This is a genomic window from Enterobacter sp. JUb54, assembly GCF_014298075.1.
Taxonomy (GTDB): Bacteria; Pseudomonadota; Gammaproteobacteria; order Enterobacterales; family Enterobacteriaceae; genus Klebsiella; species Klebsiella lignicola.
On sequence record NZ_CP060418.1, the window covers coordinates 1409761 to 1427068 of the forward strand.

The 17308-nt window shown below is 57.6% G+C and carries 17 protein-coding genes; 6 read left to right on the forward strand and 11 right to left on the reverse strand.

Annotated elements, in window-relative coordinates:
• Nucleotides 1–72 precede the first annotated feature (72 nt).
• The 3 genes from HF679_RS06430 to HF679_RS06440 form a co-directional block, all read right to left on the reverse strand.
• Nucleotides 73–990 carry a bestrophin family protein gene (locus tag HF679_RS06430; protein ID WP_123754290.1) on the reverse strand — a complete coding sequence of 306 codons (918 nt, stop codon included), beginning with the start codon at nt 988–990 and terminating at the stop codon, nt 73–75.
• A gap of 426 nt (nt 991–1416) precedes the next feature.
• Nucleotides 1417–2286 (reverse strand): oxygenase MpaB family protein, encoded by an 870-nt coding sequence (locus tag HF679_RS06435; RefSeq protein WP_187042749.1) that lies wholly within the window; start codon nt 2284–2286, stop codon nt 1417–1419.
• Nucleotides 2287–2421: 135 nt separating this feature from the next.
• Nucleotides 2422–2853, reverse strand: coding sequence for an OsmC family protein (locus HF679_RS06440; protein WP_123754288.1), 432 nt, complete (start codon nt 2851–2853; stop codon nt 2422–2424).
• Nucleotides 2854–3193: 340 nt separating this feature from the next.
• Between HF679_RS06440 and hpaD the strand changes: the two genes are divergently transcribed.
• The 4 genes from hpaD to HF679_RS06460 all read left to right on the forward strand — a co-directional run bounded on the left by hpaD (nt 3194) and on the right by HF679_RS06460 (nt 7994).
• Nucleotides 3194–4207, forward strand: a complete 1014-nt coding sequence (gene hpaD / locus HF679_RS06445) for a 3,4-dihydroxyphenylacetate 2,3-dioxygenase (protein ID WP_123754287.1) — start codon at nt 3194–3196, stop codon at nt 4205–4207.
• A gap of 88 nt (nt 4208–4295) precedes the next feature.
• The gene (locus tag HF679_RS06450) at nt 4296–5537 is read left to right on the forward strand and encodes a CynX/NimT family MFS transporter (protein WP_187042750.1); all 1242 of its coding nucleotides are present in this window, start codon (nt 4296–4298) and stop codon (nt 5535–5537) included.
• A gap of 79 nt (nt 5538–5616) precedes the next feature.
• The gene (locus HF679_RS06455) at nt 5617–6906 is read left to right on the forward strand and encodes an FAD-dependent monooxygenase (RefSeq protein WP_123754285.1); all 1290 of its coding nucleotides are present in this window, start codon (nt 5617–5619) and stop codon (nt 6904–6906) included.
• A 41-nt stretch (nt 6907–6947) separates the two neighbouring features.
• On the forward strand, nt 6948–7994 hold the full coding sequence (locus tag HF679_RS06460) for an amidohydrolase family protein (RefSeq protein WP_123754284.1): 1047 nt from the start codon (nt 6948–6950) through the stop codon (nt 7992–7994).
• Between the two features lie 450 nt (nt 7995–8444).
• Here the strand turns inward: HF679_RS06460 and HF679_RS06465 are convergent, their stop codons facing one another.
• The 8 genes from HF679_RS06465 to HF679_RS06500 form a co-directional block, all read right to left on the reverse strand.
• Nucleotides 8445–9290, reverse strand: coding sequence for a DUF2218 domain-containing protein (locus tag HF679_RS06465; protein ID WP_187042751.1), 846 nt, complete (start codon nt 9288–9290; stop codon nt 8445–8447).
• A gap of 135 nt (nt 9291–9425) precedes the next feature.
• A complete protein-coding gene (locus tag HF679_RS06470; RefSeq protein WP_123754282.1) occupies nt 9426–9806 on the reverse strand; it encodes a RidA family protein in 381 nt (126 codons plus the stop codon).
• A gap of 48 nt (nt 9807–9854) precedes the next feature.
• Entirely contained in the window at nt 9855–11033 is a 1179-nt protein-coding gene (locus HF679_RS06475) for a hypothetical protein (protein ID WP_227540098.1), read from the reverse strand.
• A 303-nt stretch (nt 11034–11336) separates the two neighbouring features.
• A complete protein-coding gene (locus HF679_RS06480) occupies nt 11337–12560 on the reverse strand; it encodes a DUF3500 domain-containing protein (protein WP_187042752.1) in 1224 nt (407 codons plus the stop codon).
• Nucleotides 12557–13435, reverse strand: a complete 879-nt coding sequence (locus HF679_RS06485) for a fumarylacetoacetate hydrolase family protein (RefSeq protein WP_123754279.1) — start codon at nt 13433–13435, stop codon at nt 12557–12559. The genes HF679_RS06480 and HF679_RS06485 overlap by 4 nt, the downstream gene beginning before the upstream one ends.
• Nucleotides 13436–13446: 11 nt before the next feature.
• Entirely contained in the window at nt 13447–13824 is a 378-nt protein-coding gene (locus HF679_RS06490; protein ID WP_123754278.1) for a nuclear transport factor 2 family protein, read from the reverse strand.
• Entirely contained in the window at nt 13821–14603 is a 783-nt protein-coding gene (locus tag HF679_RS06495; protein ID WP_187042753.1) for an SDR family oxidoreductase, read from the reverse strand. The genes HF679_RS06490 and HF679_RS06495 overlap by 4 nt, the downstream gene beginning before the upstream one ends.
• Nucleotides 14604–14839: 236 nt before the next feature.
• Nucleotides 14840–15724, reverse strand: coding sequence for a LysR family transcriptional regulator (locus HF679_RS06500; protein WP_154143800.1), 885 nt, complete (start codon nt 15722–15724; stop codon nt 14840–14842).
• Nucleotides 15725–15837: 113 nt separating this feature from the next.
• Here HF679_RS06500 and HF679_RS06505 point away from each other — a divergent pair, with 113 nt between their 5' ends.
• Both HF679_RS06505 and HF679_RS06510 read left to right on the forward strand, forming a co-directional pair.
• The gene (locus HF679_RS06505) at nt 15838–16689 is read left to right on the forward strand and encodes a Vmh family MBL fold metallo-hydrolase (RefSeq protein WP_123754275.1); all 852 of its coding nucleotides are present in this window, start codon (nt 15838–15840) and stop codon (nt 16687–16689) included.
• A gap of 187 nt (nt 16690–16876) precedes the next feature.
• Nucleotides 16877–17281: an Rrf2 family transcriptional regulator gene (locus HF679_RS06510; RefSeq protein ID WP_261802984.1), complete on the forward strand. Its 405-nt coding sequence runs from the start codon at nt 16877–16879 to the stop codon at nt 17279–17281.
• Nucleotides 17282–17308: the final 27 nt, after the last annotated feature.

Here is a 17308-nt window from a genome sequence, read left to right on the forward strand (position 1 = left end):
CAGAACTGTATAATCAATGTTATCTATCACGCGTTAGATTTAACTTATTTAACAGTCATGCCCGGCAGTCGATCAGGTCAGGTTGTAGTAGCGGTCGGGACGCAGCGGCTCCGGTAGCGGGTGCTGGCCGGTCATATCCAGCAGGTTGCGCTCAATGGTGTTGCACATGGCGTTGAGGGGTAAATCGTTCGCCGCGGTGCCAAACGGATCTTCCAGCTCTTCCGCCAGCGAATCCCAGGACAAAAAGGTGTACGAGATAAACACCGAGACAAACGGCGTCATGTAGTGCAGATCCCCCACCAGAGCGAACGGCAGCAACGAGCAGAACAGGTAGACGGTGCGCTGCAAAATCAGGGTATAAGCAAACGGCACCGGCGTGCCGGCCAGCCGCTCGCAGCCGCCAAGCACATGAGCCAACTCGTCGAGTTTATTGTCCATCAGGCCGTAGGTGATATCGCTCACCTTGCCGTCGGCCCGCAGCTGTCCTAACTCGTTGCCCACCAGCACCAGGATGCGGTTAGTCGGCATCGCGCTGCCGAGGATCTCCGCCACCGTTTCTGCAGGCAGTAGCCGGTTGAGGTCGGCCTGGGGATCGGTTTTTCGCAACTGGTGTTTCAGGCTCCAGCCGAAGGCAACCAGATAGCTGGCGATTTTTTGATGGGTGTGATGCTCTGCCGGCAGGATGTTTTTCAGCTGCCGCATCAGGGTGCGCTCGGCAATCAGCACCGTGCCCCACAGATTGCGCGCTTCGACAAAACGGTTGTAGCTGGCGCTGTTACGAAAGCCGAGGAAAATGGCGATGGCAATCCCCAGTAAGCTAAACGGCGCCACGGTCAGGTGGATCCCCAGCTGTTCATACCACTGATAGCTGATGATGGCGGTCACCGACATCAGGACATTCAACAGCAGGCGAAAAACGATTTTTGACAGCACGGAGCCATGCCAGTCAAACAGGCGAAGAAACCAGTGTTGTTCTGGTCGAATGATCATGAGCTAACTTCCTGAATGCCGATTCTGGCAATAGCGTCAGGCTATTAACCGATTGGCTTATTGTATTGAACAAATCCCCGGCATACTGCAAGCGTACGCGCGTTGGTGAATAACCATAAACCAGCGATGGAATAATGGCGGATCAAGTATGGTCCCTTTTTCGCGTTCAGGCAATCCTGCACCTGCGGCGCGTGGAACCAGCTATCATGCGGCATCGGCCGCCGTAGTGGCGATAAACAGCAAATAGCGGCCATTTTCTCGCCAGCGTGGGAAATAACGTCCGCGCACGTTTCGGCACCCGAAATAATACGTTTGCGCGGGCGAAATATATACTAACGAAATAACGTCCGGCACCGGAAAAATAGCATTATCATGGGGCATGTCGCGCCAGGAAATAATGAATACACACTCATTTATATATGTTAATTAATGCTCGCTCATGCGGCGCATTGCACAATGATAAGCCCCATTACGCACCGAAGCCCGCAGCACTCTGGCCACCCCATGCACCGCCAGCCTCGCGGTATGTCGCTGCACAGGATGTTGTCGCAGCGACAGCATCTCCTGCGCCCAGGGCGGCAACAGATCTACCCCGGCACGCATCAGCAACTGCCCCACCGGCTTGCTCAGGCGGCTGGGTAATCGGGTGTTGAGCAACACATCGGCCACCTCCCGCGTGCGTTCATCGCAGCGCAGCGACGGGCGCATATCCTGCAGATACTCCGCCACCTGGCGCGGAGTCAGCGGAATATCCCGCGCCCCCAGACGGCGGGCAATTTCCGCCGCTTCATGGAAATATTGCGTTTGCTGCGCTTCGCTGACCACGGTGCGCTTGTAGCGCAGGTGCGACGCCATAAAACTACTGCATTCCGCCACATGCACCCAGGTCAACAGCGCCGGATCGCTGGCTTCATATGCGGTACCGTCTTTGTCCCAGCCGCTGACCCGCAGGTGAATCCCGCGCACTTTGGCAATCAGGCGCTCGGCGTCAGGAGTGGCGCCAAAGGTGGTGGCAGAAATAAACTGGCTGGTGCGCCGCAGGCGGCCAAAGATATCGTCACGAAAGTTGGAGTGATCCCAGACGCCGGCCAGCGCCAGCGGGTGCAGCATCTGCAACAGCAAGGCGCTGATGCCGCCGCACAGCATCGAAGTGAAATCGCCGTGTACCTGCCAGATGGCGGAGGACGGACCAAACAGCCCCGGCTCCCCTTTCGGCTGCTCAAAATCAATCTCTTTTAATGCCATACCGGTGAGCCCCAGAACCTGGGCCTCGATCGCTTCTCGTATGCGGGTCATTGCTGTGCCTGATGCTGTCCGTGACGGCAAAAGATACCACTATCTGGCGCGAAACTGGCCCGAAATTTAACCCGGATGATGATATTCCGCGTAACGCGGTGGAGAAAGTGCCCGCAGCAAACGGGCACCGGAGGCTCAAGGATTTAGCTGGTAGTCGAGACTAATTTCGGCGTTGAGCACCTGCGATACCGGGCAGCCGGCTTTTGCTTTCTGAATAATGCCATCAAAGGCCGCCGCATCAATGCCCGGCAGGACTATCTGGCTCTGCAACGCCACCTGAGTAATGGCAAAACCGCCGCCGGATTTATCCAGGGTCACCACGGCGACCGTGTCAATCGACGTGGCCGTGTACCCCTCTTCGCTCAACATCAGCGATAGCGCCATCGAGAAACAGGCGGCATGCGCCGCACCAATCAACTCTTCGGGGTTGGTCCCCTTCACCCCTTCAAAACGGGTATTGAAACCATAGGGCTGCTGGTGCAACGCGCCGCTTTCGGTCGATACCGTCCCCTTCCCGCTTTTCAAATCCCCTTCCCAGTGCGCCTGACCTTTCTTATGGATTGCCATCGATTCGCTCCTGTTGAGATGTCGAATCCTGAGTATAGATGGCGTAGGCGAACTCGGGTCCCGATTCGGACAATTCTATCGAAAACAAAACGTTAACACAGCGCACGCCGCGGGCCAGTTTTTAACAGCTTAATGACAATGATTAACATTCGCGCAACAGATCACATTTTCATCATTGCGAGATAGCGAATTTTTTCGGCTCATCTACTATCAGTTCATTACGCGATATATCGCAATAAAAGATATATCTCAATTGAGCATTGTCTTGATCAGCACAGGCGACCGCAGAGTCGCCACCTATCCGATACCTGAAGTGATGACTGAAAGAGAGAACCCTACAATGCAGCACATAAATGAGATCGTCGGCCAGCCCCCCTTCAACGTGACGCGGGCCAGCCATGTGGTTCTGAACGTACGGGACCTGCAGGCAAGTAAACATTTCTATTGCGAGCTGGTTGGCCTGATCGTCAGCGATGAAGATGCATCCACCGTCTGGTTACGCGGCCTGGAAGAGCGCGGTCACCACAGTCTGGTGTTGCGTAAAAGTACGCAACCGGGCTGTGCGCGTATCGGCATGCGGGTCCACAGCGATGAGGACATTCTGCGGGCGATGGCCTACTTCAACGACCAGGGCATTGATGCCCGACTGGTGGATGTTCCCTGGCAGGGATTAACCCTGCACGTTAATGACAGCATCGGCGTACCGCTGGAATTCTGCGCCAGCATGGAGCCGTGTGAGCGAATGTTTAAGCAGTACGATCGCTATCGCGGCGCCTGCGCCCAGCGGCTTGACCACTACCAGCTGCAGGCCAGCAACGTGCGTACCGCCTTCGACTTCTATCAGCGCCTGGGCTTTCGCACCAGCGAATACACCTGGTCCGAACTGGAAGGCGAAACGCAGCTGTGGGGTGTGTGGATGCAGCGCAAAGGCAACCCGCATGACATCGTCTTTACCAACGGCGTCGGCCCGCGCCTGCACCACTTTGCCTACACCATCCCGGACACCAACGACATGATCCGCGCCTGTGATGTGGCCGGCGCGCTGGGCTATGCCCCGCAGCTGGAGCGCGGCCCAGGACGCCACGGGATCAGCGGCGCGCTGTTCATCTATTTCCGCGACCCCGACGGGCACCGCATCGAGCTGTTCAACACCCATTACCAGCACATCGATCCGGAACCGGCGATCGGCTGGGATCTCGCCGACCCGAAACGGGCCGACCAGTGGGGGCTGCCGGCACAGAACAAGTGGTTTACCGAAGCCACCACCTTCGTCGGGGTCACGCCGCAGCCGCCGCGTCTGCGGGTGGAGCCGCCGGATCTGGAGCGCTTCCTGGCCATGGCCAACGACGCCTGATTTTGCACATCGTCACACGCTGTACCTCATCGCTCCCGGCGTCGCACGCGGCCTGAGAGCAAACTTAACAGCATCCAGGAGTACGATTGTGGCTACATTTTTTCAAAATGCTTACCTCAGAATTCTGGTGACCTACGCCCTCGGCGTGATGGCGGCAATGACCGTCAGCGAGGCGGTGACCGAGCTGGGCGCCATTGCCAGAGAGTTTCAGATTAACGGGCACGGTCAGGTGGGGCTGATCATGTCGCTCCCTTCCCTGATGGTCGCCCTCGGTGCGCTGCTGGCGGGCTACACCGTCGACCGCTTCGGCGACCGGGTGGTGCTGCTGATTGGCGCGCTGGCGATCGTCACCGGCGATCTGCTGGTGATTGCTTCTCCGACCTTCAAGCTGCTGCTTATCTGCCGCGCGATTACCGGCGTCGGCTACGTTCTGACGGCGGTGGCCGCGGTGACGCTGCTGATCCGCATCACCACCGGCAAACAGCGAACGATGGCGATGGCGCTGTGGTCGACCTTTGTCCCCGCCAGCTTTCTGCTGCCGTTCCTGACCGCCGGCCTGGCGGAGCATTTTGCCGACTGGCGGGCGGCGTTCCTGGCCCACTCGATCCTCACGCTACTGCTGGTGGTGCTGGCGCAACTGTGCCTGCCGCGACGCAGTGCGGAAGAAAAGGTCATGTTCTCGCGAACCCGGGGTCTGCGCGATGTCCTGAGAAGCCCGCTGCCGTGGCTGCTGGGGATCTCCTTCGGTGCTGATGCATTTTTGCAGACCGGCGTGATCACCACCCTCGCACCGTGGCTGGCCAAAAGCTATGGCGTGGATGTGCTGGCGGTCTCGCGCTGGAACGTGGTGGCGATGGTCTGTAACGGCATCGGCTGTCTGATGGTCGGCGCCCTGCTCAACCGCGGGGTCCGGGCAACGCTGATTGGGGCGATGGGGATCGTGCTTACGGGTCTTCCGGCACTGATGATCTTCAGCCTGCAGTTGGGGCTGTGGCCTTCGCTGGTGGCGTCGTGGGTCTTTACCTTCGGCAGCGGTCTGCTGGTGGGCATGTGGGCGCTGGCACCGGTGGTGGCGCCTTCGCGGGACAGCATTGGCGCAACCAGCGGGCTTATCACGCAGTTGACGTTGATCGGCGTGTTTCTCGGCCCGCCGCTGTTCTTCAATGCGCTGCACAACCATACCGGCCACTCGCTGTCGCTGCTGGTGATGGCAGGACTGGCGGTGTGCCTGGTCGGTATCCCCGTGTGGTTACGCGATCCGAACCATAAACCGACCGTTGAACATCGCGCCACCGAGCGCGCAGGCATTAACAAATCGTCCGTGAACTAACGGTTGCTGAATTAACTGTTTGTGAATTAACGATGGCAGGCCATCAGGCCTGCCGATAAAACACACTGAGGAAGTCATTATGTTGGATATCGTCATTATTGGTGCCGGTCCGGCAGGGCTGGCTGCAGCCCTGCGCTTACACCAGCAGGGATTTACCCCACGTTTATTTGAAGCCGTGCCGGAAATTAAACCGCTGGGCGTCGGCGTGGATATCAAACCTTACGCGGTGAAAGAGTTAACAGAACTGGGGCTTTACGAGGAGTTTTGCGCAATCTCCGTCGAGGCTCAGGAGTCCATCTTCTACACCGGCTATGGCCAGCAGATTTTCGGCGAACAGTGCGGTCGCCATATGGGGTATGAGCATGATCAACGGTTTGTGCACCGCGGTCATCTGCAGATGATGCTCTACCGCGCCGTGCAGGAACGCCTGGGCCCCGACGCCATTACTCTCGGCTGCCGCTGTGTGGATTTCACTCAGGATCAGCACGGCGTGACCGTGACCTTCGACAACAGCCAGAATCCCGCCGCACCGCAGCAGGTACGCGCCGACGTGGTGATTGGCGTCGACGGCATTCGTTCCGTGGTCCGCAGCCAACTGCTGCCAGCGTCTGAGCGCAGCCACTTTTCCGGCCTGACGCTGTATCGCGGCGTCACCGTGATGCCGCCGATCAAAACCGGCGGCTCGATTTTGCACATCGGCGACCCGATTCGTCAGGGCACCCTGATCGTCTACCCCATTCAGGACAACGTCGATGGTCAGGGCAATCAACTGGTTAACTGGGTGATTGAGCAGGCGGAAAAACCGCAAAGCGAAGAGGACTGGAACCAGCAGACCGGCGTGAAAGAGATCGAACATGTGTTCGACGACTGCCAGCTCGGTTTTCTCAACGTCAGCGAGATGATCCGCCAGGCCCGTGAATGCTACCTGTTCCCGCTGATCGATCATGACCCGCTCCCCCAGTGGTCGTTTGGCCGAATCACCCTGCTCGGCGACGCCGCCCATGCCATGTACCCACGCGGCGGCAACAGCGTGTGCCAGGCGTTCGTTGACGCCCGGGTGCTGGCGGAAAAACTGAGCGCCATCAGCGACCCGGTCGCCGCACTGCAGGCCTACGAAGAAGAGCGCCGCGACAAGGTGAACTGGCTGGTGCTGGCGTCCCGTGGCGAAGGCCCGGAGGTGGTGCGCCGGATTGTCGAGGAGCGCAGCGGCGGTAAGCCGTTTGACGATATCGAAACCATTTTCCCTCATGAAGAGGCGCTGGCGATTTTTAGCGAATATCACGCCAAAGCCGGGATGCGGATCCCTGGACAGAAAGAGAACGCGGCGCCCGGAAAATATCAGTCCGTTTTTGCTACAGAACAGAAATAACAACACCCCAACGTCATATCAAAAACAAAAGGAAAGTACAGATGACTAAAATTATCGATGCCAACATGCACTGGCTGCCAGGCGACCTGTTTTCTGACCAGAAACTGCTGAACGCGTTTCTCGACTGCGTGCCGAAACAGTACGGCGTGCACACCCGGGTTGAGCAGATTGAAGGTAAACCGCTGCGTCAGCTGATCATCGAACAGCCTAAAGGCTACGTGAACCTTAACTACGCCGAAGGCCAGTACACCCTTGAAAGCCAGCTGGCGGACATGGAAAAAGCGGGCATTGACCATGCGATCTTCCGTCTGCCGGTGTGGCAGGAGTGGTTGGATCTTGAGACCTGCAAAAAGGTCAACGACCGGATGGCCGAGTATGTGAAACGCAGCGGCGGCAAGATGTCGGCGCTGGCGGTAGTACCGCCGTGGGGTACCGAAGATTGTCTGCGTGAAGTGGATCGTTGCCTGAATGAACTGGGTTTCCGTGGGGCACAGATTGTCGCGCACTACGGGCAAATCTACCTTGACGATCCGGCGTTCCGCCCTTACCTGCGCTACCTGAACTCGCTGGAGGTGCCGGTGGTGGTTCACCATACGCCGCTGCCGGTGGACTACAACTCGGTGCTGCCGTACACCAACCAGCGTCGCCAGTTTGGTCGCTGTATCGACCAGGCCACCGCCGTCGGACGCGAGCTGTTCAGCGGTATGTTTGATGAGCTGCCGAACCTGCGCTTTATCCATTCCATGCTGGGTGGCGCGTTCTACGCCTTCGCCGATATGCTGGTGCCGCCGCAGCATCAGTTCAACGATGCGGTGGATCGTTTCCAGACCGGCACCGGCAATCTGCGCGCGCAGTTAAGCAACAATATCTTCTTTGATACTTCCGGCGCACCGCAATGGGGTAAAGCCCAGCTGGAGGCTGCGGTGAAGGTAATCGGTGGCAAAAATATCATCTACGGTAGCTCCTACCCGATCCGTAAAGACTGGTTCTTCCAGGGGGTAGATACGATCCAGAGCCTGGATATCTCAGCGGAAGATAAAGCCAATATCCTCGGCGGAAATGCGGCGCGGATGTTCCATCTCGACTAATCGTTCACCATAGATCTGCTTCGCTACAGCAGAAGGTTCTGTCGACAACGGGCTGGCAGCAAGGGGGTTAGGCGCATCAAGAAAATTGGCGGGAACGCAGGTGCGCATCCAGGACTGACGGCCACGACGGCCGTCAGAGGGCTGGTCGAGACAGGGATGTCGAGTCCGGCCCGGTCCGCCAGATGAAGCCGGAGTGGAGCACACCGCGAAGCGGCAATTTTCAGCGCAATGCCGGGGGTCCTGGGGGGCGAGCGAAACGCCCCCCAGGCCGTTCACCCACAACGACATTGAGAAATGACGCAGAACTTATCGTGAACGGAATATCCCACAGACAATCCTGAATCCGCCATTTTCAACCAAACCACCAGTCCCTACACCACACCATAAAAAAAGGGTTCATAAACAACATGAACCCTTTTCGTGCGCCACCCTCAGGCTACACCACTAATATCAGCTCCGCTGCCAGCGAATATCTAAGGTCTCGCGCACCGCCGCCTCTGCCAGATGGCGTTCCAGAATGGTTTCCATCTCCGCAAGATCGTCGGTCTCCGACGCGGTCAGCGTAATCTGCAGCGCGTTATCCAGCACATCCAGCCGCACATCGCCGATGCTCAGCCGAAACTGCCCGCTGTTCTCATCGCTGACCACCGGGGTACGATGTTGAAAATGGCTGCACAGCCGGCGCATAAAGCGCGGCGCATTTGGCGTCGTGATATGGGCAATACTCGAATGCAGCCCCTCAGCGGGTACCGGGGTAGTCAGCAGATGCTCAATCCGCTCGGCGGCCAGATGAATCGCCTGCGCCAGGCTATCAATCATCCCGGCGGGCAGCGGCTCATACTTTATCCGCAGGCTCAGCGCCCGCTTCAGATGATCCATCGCCTCGACCATCACCGGCGGTGACACCCGGTTGGCCTGCGGCGCCACCCGCGACTTAAGCATATCCATCACCGACTGATTCGCCGTCAGCCAGGCCTGTCCTTCATCAGTAATGCTGTAGCGTTTGCGACCGCCCTTTTCCAGGTCGATCACCGCATAGTTACGGTCGTACAGCCAGGTCAGGGTCGGATAGATGACTCCGGGACTTGGTTTATACAACCCGCCGAAGCGTTCTTTAATGTCATGAATGAGTTCATACCCATGGCTCGGCTGTTCAGACAGCATCGCCAGGAGCAGCACGCGTAGCTCACCGTAATCGAATACCCGCCCACGACGCCCGGTCTGTCCCGCATTCTGCGGGACAGTCAAGGTTTTGGTGTCGGCGGACTTTTTTCCGGAGCGTTGTGTTTGTTCCATCGTCGACTCCTGTTTTTCGTCCATTGCAACATAACTAGACTTTAAATATATCGTAAAGCGATGATGCCGGTTTGAATTTTATTCGCGTGAGGAATAAGAGTGATTTCTGCGGAGAAAACGTTGGTGAAATGGCGGTTAAAGTACGGCGATAAAATCACACTGCACGCGAATATTGCCGCTGAGTACCGCATCAATGGCGTAGCGGGCCGGGCGCGATGCCGGGTCGGGGAAATAACGCAGCCAATGGGGGTTGACCCGCTCCCGCTCGCTTTTATCCGCCATCCATAGCGTCAACCGGGCGATATTATCCAGCGAGCCTCCGGCATCCTCAATCACGGTTTTGAGATTAGCGAACATTAACGCACACTGGGCATCGATATCATCCGGGACGACCCCGCTTAGCGGATCGCGGCCATATATCACGCCGGAAAACACCATATTGCCAATCCGACAGGCCGCCGGCACGGGGTTACTGTGGACAAAGCCCTGACTATAAATACTGCTTCGGTCACTCATGTTTATGCTCCTTTTAGGATCTGCCGCTACGGCAGATCCTGCTGACAATTAATAATCGTTATCCGGCATCATTGCGCCAAATTTATACACCAGGCGCAGACGTTCGGCATGATAATCACCGGTAACCGGCGACGGTGAGTCAATATAATCAAATTCAAATTCGGCATGTAACCGTGGCGTCAGGTTATAGCCTAAGATCATAAACCCGGCATTAATATCTTTGGCGGCAATCGGATAATAAATCCCGCTGGAGTCTTTTAAATCCAGCCGCGTATAGCCGAGAACCGCCAGCGCATTTTGATTATGATAAACATAGCGCACTGCCAGCGCGTCGCCGGGCTGATTACTGGTAATCATCGACGCCAGCGGCTGCCCGGCCTCAATGGGGGTCGTGTCATAAATACCGAAGTTATATGGCGCAAAATAGGCGCCATTTAAAAAGGCGTCATCTTTGCTCGGCACATGGGTGGCAATTACCGAGAAACTGTGTTGCCGCGAACGAATACCGATGCGCGCGGAATAGAGATCGGTATCGATATTTTTATACGGCCAGGATTGATCGGAAGTATCCCATTCATGCAGATATTGCGCGCCAAAAAATGGCGTCCAGTCACCGATGCTTAACCCCCGAACCGGCAGTTCAGTCCCGGCAAACGCCATCTGCGCCCGCTTATCGAAATGGTAATACCAGGCTTCCGCCTGCGCATCGTACAGATGACCATAGCGCAGCCCGAAGGTGGTAAAACCATCGCTGTCCACCGACGGAATAGAGGTATCGTCCACTTCAGGCGCGCCGGTATCGCCTTTGCCAAAGGTATCAGAACTAAAGGGCTTGAAGCGATATATCCGGTAGCCGTACAGCTTCAGCTGCTGCTTATCCAGCAGGCTGTAGTCGCCGCCAAAACCTTCATACAACGCCGGGATCATCGTCCGGCCTTCACCGCCGTTGGCGAAAGGCGTATCCAGCGCGATGCGCCCGCCCTGCAGGTTAAAACCATATCCGCGGTAGCGCAGATAGGCTTTACCCAGCACATTGATATTATCCGCCGGCAGATAGCCTTCGGTTTTTTCACTATTATCGGGGTTCAGCCCCAGGTTCCATGAACCATATTCCGCGACGCCAAAGCTAAAACCATAAAATTCCGGGCTGACATATTGAATATCGCCACCGAAGGCGTGGGTTTGTTTATCGGCGACGGTGCCACTGTACTCCTTAAAAAATTGCATTGTCTTGACTTCGCCATAGATATTACCTTGCGCCAGCCAGTCGTTAAATGAATCAGAATCATTGCCAATGGGGGCTGTATTGGCGTAAGCGCTACTGCATAATAACGCCAACGGGAATAATGCCCGCGTCGGGACTCTGAATGAACCGTTTAATTCCATTGCCAGATAACCTCATTACAGGGGACAGAGATATTTTTATTTACCGCTTATTACCGCTTAGTGAGTGGCGCGTCAGTGCGCCCACCCGCGCCGTGAATAATAGTCACGGCGACAGGTGATATTGACAGAAATGAACTGCACAGCTTACGGCTGAATCTGTTTCAATAACGCTTTACCATAATCATTGCCATTGGGAATACGCGTAATCGTATGGATATGAAAACGCGCCGGCTGTTCGTTGGTCAGCCACATCCCGCTATGGTGGTCGAACTCCAGCATCACCACCGGGCTCTGGATTCGGTAATAAAAGACATCGTCATCGCCGCAACCGCCGATCCAGCACCACCAGGTGTCCGCCAGGTGCTGTTCGATTAACGCCAGCCGGTGCTGTCGCGGAGCATCGGGTAGAAAATCCAGGAAACAGGCCACCGTCGCCATTAGCAGCGCCCGTTGTGACGGCGTAAATTCCGCCGCACAAATCCCTTCATAGGGAATAATGCGGTTATCCTGGAATGCGCCGCCAAGATGACGCTGGTCGGCAAAATTAAAGCGTTCCGCCGGCATCGCCGGGTCTTCCATGTGCTGGAAAATCGTCGCCCGTGTCTGCTGGTCTGGCGTCAGCGCCTGCATTAATTCCAGGCCGCAGCGCTCCTCTTCGGTAAACAACGCCCCGTCGCTGTCATCGCCGCGGTCGATAACGTTCGGCTCTACGCCCATAAAGGTCGGGGCGATGGTCAGCTGGCGACCGACGATAAAGCAGCAAAAGGCGACGTGGTGGCCGTAAATATTCCATCCCCAGGGCCTGTCGGCGGCAGGCTCGCCAAACAGCATGAAGTGAAAGCTCCAGCGATTCATGATGTTGTTAAGGTCATACAACTCGCCGAGAAAATGGTTGGCGTCCATCAGCCGGGTGACTTTGTTAAACCCGCTGTCGCTGGTACAGGCCCGCAGCAGGCCGAGAAACGCTTCGCGCGTCGCCGGGCCTGTATCTTCAAGGCGCGCGCCATAGTCATTGAACGGAATTTCCGGGTTATACCAGGCCCGCCACTGCGGGGCGTCAATCGGCTGACAGACGCGCTGCCGGGCGCTGGCGTCCAGCGTCTCCAGCAAAACCGTGGCGGCGGCAACCGCCTCTTCAACGGCAAAACCTTCATCCGCTAACGGGAACAGTCCGTGGCGAACTGCCCCGTCAGTGGTGATCCCGCGAAACGTCTCATCCAGTTTCGCCTGCCACTGGGCCTGCAGATCGCGGGCTTTCTCCGTCGCCAGCATCCTCGCGCCGTAGGTGGCGACGTCAACATTGCGGGCCGCCAGAATTCGTGGCGCGTCGGCGGGCAGCAGATAGTCGCGAAACAGGTGTCGGCTCATCTTGCCTCTCCTGTCGCCGCGTCAGCGTCTTCGTCGGCGATAACACGATGGGTCATCGATCCCAGGCCATCGATAGTCAGCTGCATCACATCTCCCGGCTGCAGGAAGCAGCCGCGCGGCGCACCAATACCCGAAGGCGTTCCGGTGGCGAGCACGTCGCCCGGCTCCAGCGTCATCACCGAGGAAAGATATTCAATTTGTTGATAGATGTCGTAAATCATATCGCCGGTGACTGCCTGCTGGCGGCATTCGCCGTTTACCGTCAGCGTCATATTTAGCGCCATCGGGTCGGTGATTTCATCGGCGGTGGTCAGCCACGGGCCCAGCGGCCCGTGGGTATCGAAGGATTTCCCCAGCGTGAAGGTCGGCGATTTTTTCAGCCAGTCGCGGGCGGAGAGATCGTTGACGATCAGGTAGCCGGCAATCACCCCCGGCGCTTCACTGGCGCGGACGTGGCGACAGCGGCGACCGATAACCACCCCGAGCTCGATTTCATAATCCATCTGCTCGCTCAGACGCGGCTTCACCACCGGGTCGAACGGGCCGTTGATGCAGGACACCTGTTTGTTAAACCACAGCTGCGACGACGGGATCGTAATGCCCGCCAGACGTGCCTCCTCGGCATGCTTGCGGTAGTTCATGCCGATGCCGAGAAATTTTTGCGGATCGATAATCGGCGCCTCAAGGTGGACATCCTCCAGCGCTACCGCCGGGCCGCTCGCCTGTTCGAGCCGTGCACGGAGCGCCGGCAGGTCGTTGAGCAACTGACGCATCGAATGCTCGATGCCGGCAATTTCGGACAGATCGATAACCGTGGAACCGACAACTTTTCCGAGACGCGTTCGTCCCTGGTGGGTATAGCGCACGAGCTTCATATCACTCCTTTTTATGCCGCGAAGGGCGTCATTTGTGACAGCACAATCTGCCAGCCCTGCGGGGTACGACGCAGCACCAGCGTGGAATAACCGTGGCGAACCTGTTCGGTGCCATCGCTCAGCAAACGCACAACATTGCAGGTTTCGCCGCTGATAATGGCAATATTGCCAAGCAGCCTGATCTCCGGCGTTGGCCGCTCAATAGCGACAAAACCACCCATTTTGACCACATGCTCGAGGAAAGCGTCTTTACTGTGCGCCATGCCGGTGCTGTGAATATGCAGCAGATCGTCAGCCAGCAGCGGCGCGAGGCGCCGGCGGTCTCCGGCAACCAACGCCTGCTGGCGTTCGTTCTCCAGCGCCAGCAATGCCTGGATATCGGCGTTCATAGCAGCCCCTCGTAGGACCCGCCGTCGAGCTGCAGGTTTTGTCCGGAAATGTAGGAAGCCTGATGGCTACAGAGAAAAGCGCAGGCGGCGGCAAACTCGTCCGGGCGGCCGAAACGACCAGCGGCGATGGTGGCTTCATTGCGGCGGCGCGCCTCTTCCAGGCTAATGCCCTCTTTGGCCATCAATCGCTCCAGCATAAATGCCTGGCGCGGCGTATCGATGCGCTCCGGCAGCAGGTTATTGATGGTCACGTTATCGGCGACCACCTCGCGGCTAATGGCTTTACAGATAGCCGTCAGCGCGGTGCGGGCCGAGGTGGAAAGCCCCATCATGTAGTGCGGCGCCTTGACCATCGCCGAAGTGATATTGACGATGCGCCCGAAGCGCCGCTGCTGCATGCCCGGCAGCCAGGCCCGAATCAACTGCACCGCCGGAATGAAATTGGCCGCCATCGCCGACAGCAGCGCCTCTTCATGCCAGTCGGCGAGCGCCCCTGGCTGCGGACCGGCGTTGTTGGTGACCAGAATGTCGATCTGCGGATACGCCGCGAGGATCGCCGCCCTGCCTTCCTGCTGCGTCAGATCGGCCGCCATCGTCGCCACCGCAATCTGCGGAAAACGCGCGCTCAGCGCCGCCGCGGCCCGTGCCACCTTCTCTTCATGACGCCCGTTAAGGACGACGTTGACCCCTTCAGCCGCCAGCGCCGTCGCGCAGGCCAGGCCCAGCCCCTGCGATGATGCACAGACGAACGCCTGCTTGCCGGCAATCCCCAGATCCATTCTCCGCTCCTGAATGTTAATCATTGGTAAAATAATGTACATATATTGATATATCTCAAATTGCGATATGTCTAGATATGCTCAGAGGATTAGAATGAAAGTCGGAGATGGCTCACGAAAGATAACCGTACACAAAATATCCGTGGCGCCAGATTGCAGGCAGGAACAGACCTGCAGACCGCGTGATTCGGGGTCTGCAGGGTATTATCAGGATCGGGCTGCGGGAGACGGTATCGTTAACTGATTTGCGCCAGCTGCTGCTGGATTTCATCGAGGAACAGCGGCAGCGCGCTGGGCTGGTAATCCCGGGAGAGATAAATGCCGTAGACGCTCAGCGCTTTCGGGGTCCAGGCGGGCAGTACCGGCTTGAGCGCCCCACTGTTCAGGGCGCGCTGCGCCTCCAGCACCGGCAGCATCGCAATGCCGCATCCGGCCACCGCCGCGTCGAGCAGCAATGAGGAGATCCCCGCGCTAAGGTTGCCGGAGACCGCCACCGACACCGCTTCCCCTTCGGGATCGGTAAACTGCCACTGCGGGGCGGCAAAATGGCTGTAATGCAGGCAGTTGTGCTGGCTCAGCTCTGCCAGAGTCTGCGGCTGGCCGTGCAGCTGTAGCCAGCGCGGGGAGGCACACAGCACCGAGCGACAAACGCCAAGACGGCGGGCAATGGCGCCAGGCTCCGGGTTGTCGGTAATGCGAATCGCCACGTCGATGCGTTCGCCAATCAGGCTCACCGGGTGGTTATTGATATCCAGCTCAAGGCGAAGCTGTGGGTAACGGGCGAGAAAGTCTGGCAACAGCGGCGAAATCAACTGCATCGCCGTGAAATGGGCGCAGGCAACACGTAGCGTCCCGCTGGGCACCGCCCGTTCGGTTTGACCGGCAATTTCGTCCGAAAGCTGGGTCAGGCTGCGGGTTTTTTGCAGCACTTTCTCACCGGCGGCGGTTAAGGTGAGTTTACGGGTCGAACGGTGGATCAGTCGGGTCCCGGCCCAGTGCTCCATCTGTTCCAGGTAGCGGCTGACCATGGGTCGCGACATGCCCAGCGCGCGGGCGGCGGCGCTCAGGCTTCCCAGTTCGCAGATCCGCATATAGACCTGCGCGGCGATAATTCTGTCCATCTGTCACTTCCATCTGCACGTTTTATGAAACTCAGCATCTCTTTTTTCAGGAATTTTCGCAAATCAGGAAATCCGTAAAATAGCGTCATTCACCTGATACTGAGAAAAACACCATGAAATTATCTGCCCTTGCTATTGCCACCGCCCTGTTCAGCAGCGCCGCGCTTGCCGCACCCTTAACCCTCGAGACCTACAACCCGCAGGATAAAGGGATGTTTGCCGTTAACTCGACGCTGGTCTCCGGCCCCCATGAAGCGGTGCTGTTTGATGCGCAATTTAGCGTGAAAGACGGTGAAAAACTGGTTGAGATGATCCGTAACAACGGCAAACCGTTGACCCGCATCGTGATAACGTCCGGCGACCCGGATTTTTATTTCGGACTGGAGCCGCTGGTGAAGGCCTTCCCGCAGGCAAAAGTGGTCGCCACCGCCGAGGTAGTGAAGCATATTAACGCCACCAAAGCGGCGAAGCTCGCCTGGTGGGGCCCGCAGATGAAAGATGGCGCGCCGAAGCAGCTGTACACCCCGCAGGTGATCGACGCCACCACCTTCACCATCGACGGTGAAAAAGTGGAGATCCGTCAGCCGCAACACTATGCCGCCTTCGTCTGGATCCCGGGCAATAAAACCCTGCTCGGTGGAACCGGCGTTGCCTGGGGGATGCACGTGTGGACCGCCGATACCCAAAGCGCAGAAAGCCGCCAGCAATGGCGTCAGACCCTCAACGACATGGCCGCCCTGCACCCGCAGCGGGTGATCCCCGGTCACTACCTTGGGACGTTACCGGACGGAGACCGTGCGATTACCTTCACCCGCGACTATCTGCAGCAGTTTGAGCAGGCGCTTAAGACGCATCACGATTCCGCTGGCGTGATCGGCGAGATGAAACAGCGCTGGCCAGGGCTGGCGGAAGAAAGCTCGCTGGAGCTGAGCGCGAAGGTGAATACCGGCGAGATGAAGTGGTAGCAGGTGCCAGGCTGACGGAGCCAACTGCGCCGGGATCCCACACCGCCGACGGGCATCATGAAGATGATTCATCAGGCAGTTCAGTATCCTGCCGGGTTGCGTTATGATGCCAGGCTTCGGGTGGCTGTTGAATACAGACGGCCACCGCACATTGCCCGTCGGAGGGAACTTGAGAAGCGACACACGATTGTCACGCGTTTTGCACATACTGGTTCATCTGGCCTGCGACTCCGCAAACTATACTTCGCAGCAACTGGCTGACATGCTGGATACCAATGCCGTTCTGGTGCGCCGGACCATGGCCGGGTTGCGCGAGGCCGGCTATGTACGTTCAGAAAAAGGGCATAACGGCGGCTGGTCATTAAGCTGCGATCCTCATCAGGTCACCCTGCTGGATATTTATAAAGCGCTGGGGATTACCCATCTTTATAACCTCGGTATTAACAGGGATAATCCTCACTGCCTGATTGAAAATGCCGTTAACGCGGAGCTGGACGACGCGTTAAACCAGGCGGAATTACTGTTAATGAACCGTCTGAATGAAATAACACTCAGCTACCTTTGCGATAAATTTAAAGAAAACAATCGCTAAGCGCGTTAATCACTAGCATTTCCCCAC